This window comes from Neobacillus sp. FW104-15D2, assembly GCF_058790155.1.
This window is the reverse complement of sequence record NZ_JBYTCJ010000064.1, coordinates 1-2943: the sequence shown is the minus strand read 5'-3', so window position 1 is coordinate 2943 and position 2943 is coordinate 1. Positions and strand designations below refer to the sequence as shown.

1 rRNA gene is annotated in these 2943 nt (G+C 53.3%); it reads right to left on the bottom strand.

Annotated features, from left to right (window positions below):
- Nucleotides 1–2933: ribosomal RNA gene (locus AC3WR0_RS25290) — 23S ribosomal RNA — on the bottom strand.
- Between the last annotated feature and the right edge of the window lie 10 nt (nt 2934–2943).

Genomic DNA, 2943 nt, shown 5'->3' with positions numbered 1-2943 from the left:
TTGGTTAAGTCCTCGATCGATTAGTATCAGTCAACTCCATGCGTCACCGCACTTCCATCTCTGACCTATCTACCTGATCATCTTTCAGGGATCTTACTAGCTTACGCTATGGGAAATCTCATCTTGAGGGGGGCTTCATGCTTAGATGCTTTCAGCACTTATCCCGTCCGCACATAGCTACCCAGCGATGCCTTTGGCAAGACAACTGGTACACCAGCGGTGCGTCCATCCCGGTCCTCTCGTACTAAGGACAGCTCCTCTCAAATTTCCTGCGCCCACGACGGATAGGGACCGAACTGTCTCACGACGTTCTGAACCCAGCTCGCGTACCGCTTTAATGGGCGAACAGCCCAACCCTTGGGACCGACTACAGCCCCAGGATGCGATGAGCCGACATCGAGGTGCCAAACCTCCCCGTCGATGTGGACTCTTGGGGGAGATAAGCCTGTTATCCCCGGGGTAGCTTTTATCCGTTGAGCGATGGCCCTTCCATGCGGAACCACCGGATCACTAAGCCCGACTTTCGTCCCTGCTCGACTTGTAGGTCTCGCAGTCAAGCTCCCTTGTGCCTTTACACTCTGCGAATGATTTCCAACCATTCTGAGGGAACCTTTGGGCGCCTCCGTTACATTTTAGGAGGCGACCGCCCCAGTCAAACTGCCTGCCTGACACTGTCTCCCACCCCGATCAGGGGTGCGGGTTAGAATTTCAATACAGCCAGGGTAGTATCCCACCGACGCCTCCACCGAAGCTGGCGCTCCGGCTTCCAAGGCTCCTACCTATCCTGTACAAGCTGTACCAAAATTCAATATCAGGCTGCAGTAAAGCTCCACGGGGTCTTTCCGTCCTGTCGCGGGTAACCTGCATCTTCACAGGTACTATAATTTCACCGAGTCTCTCGTTGAGACAGTGCCCAGATCGTTACGCCTTTCGTGCGGGTCGGAACTTACCCGACAAGGAATTTCGCTACCTTAGGACCGTTATAGTTACGGCCGCCGTTTACTGGGGCTTCGATTCAGAGCTTCGCTTGCGCTAACCCCTCCTCTTAACCTTCCAGCACCGGGCAGGCGTCAGCCCCTATACTTCGCCTTGCGGCTTCGCAGAGACCTGTGTTTTTGCTAAACAGTCGCCTGGGCCTATTCACTGCGGCTCTTCGAGGCTATGAACCCCAAAGAGCACCCCTTCTCCCGAAGTTACGGGGTCATTTTGCCGAGTTCCTTAACGAGAGTTCTCTCGCTCACCTTAGGATTCTCTCCTCGCCTACCTGTGTCGGTTTGCGGTACGGGCACCTTTTATCTCGCTAGAGGCTTTTCTTGGCAGTGTGGAATCAGGAACTTCGGTACTATAGTTCCCTCGCCATCACAGCTCAGCCTTCACGGCAACGGGATTTGCCTCGTTGCCAGCCTAACTGCTTGGACGCGCATATCCAACAGCGCGCTTACCCTATCCTACTGCGTCCCCCCATTGCTCAAACGATAAAGAGGTGGTACAGGAATATCAACCTGTTGTCCATCGCCTACGCCTTTCGGCCTCGGCTTAGGTCCCGACTAACCCTGAGCGGACGAGCCTTCCTCAGGAAACCTTAGGCATTCGGTGGATGAGATTCTCACTCATCTTTCGCTACTCATACCGGCATTCTCACTTCTAAGCGCTCCACCAGTCCTTACGGTCTGACTTCACTGCACTTAGAACGCTCTCCTACCACTGACATCGAAGATGTCAATCCACAGCTTCGGTGATACGTTTAGCCCCGGTACATTTTCGGCGCAGAGTCACTCGACCAGTGAGCTATTACGCACTCTTTAAATGGTGGCTGCTTCTAAGCCAACATCCTGGTTGTCTAAGCAACTCCACATCCTTTTCCACTTAACGTATACTTTGGGACCTTAGCTGGTGGTCTGGGCTGTTTCCCTTTTGACTACGGATCTTATCACTCGCAGTCTGACTCCCACGGATAAGTCTTTGGCATTCGGAGTTTGTCTGAATTCGGTAACCCGATGAGGGCCCCTAGTCCAAACAGTGCTCTACCTCCAAGACTCTTACTACGTGAGGCTAGCCCTAAAGCTATTTCGGAGAGAACCAGCTATCTCCAGGTTCGATTGGAATTTCTCCGCTACCCACACCTCATCCCCGCACTTTTCAACGTGCGTGGGTTCGGGCCTCCAGTAGGTGTTACCCTACCTTCACCCTGGACATGGGTAGATCACCTGGTTTCGGGTCTACGACCACATACTCATTCGCCCTATTCAGACTCGCTTTCGCTGCGGCTCCGTCTTTCAACTTAACCTTGCATGGGATCGTAACTCGCCGGTTCATTCTACAAAAGGCACGCCATCACCCATTAACGGGCTCTGACTACTTGTAGGCACACGGTTTCAGGATCTATTTCACTCCCCTTCCGGGGTGCTTTTCACCTTTCCCTCACGGTACTGGTTCACTATCGGTCACTAGGGAGTATTTAGCCTTGGGAGATGGTCCTCCCTGCTTCCGACCGGATTTCTCGTGTCCGGCCGTACTCAGGATCCACTCAGGAGGGAACGAAGTTTCGACTACAGGGCTGTTACCTTCTCTGGCGGGCCTTTCCAGGCCGCTTCTTCTACCCCGTTCCTTTGTAACTCCATGTTGAGTGTCCTACAACCCCGGAAGGCAAGCCTTCCGGTTTGGGCTGTTCCCGTTTCGCTCGCCGCTACTCAGGGAATCGCGTTTGCTTTCTCTTCCTCCGGGTACTTAGATGTTTCAGTTCCCCGGGTCTGCCATCAATGCCCTATGAATTCAGGCAAAGATACTGCTCCATTACGAGCAGTGGGTTTCCCCATTCGGAAATCTCCGGATCAAAGCTTACTTACAGCTCCCCGAAGCATATCGGTGTTAGTCCCGTCCTTCATCGGCTCCTAGTGCCAAGGCATCCACCGTGCGCCCTTTCTAACTTAACCTAAAAGGTTT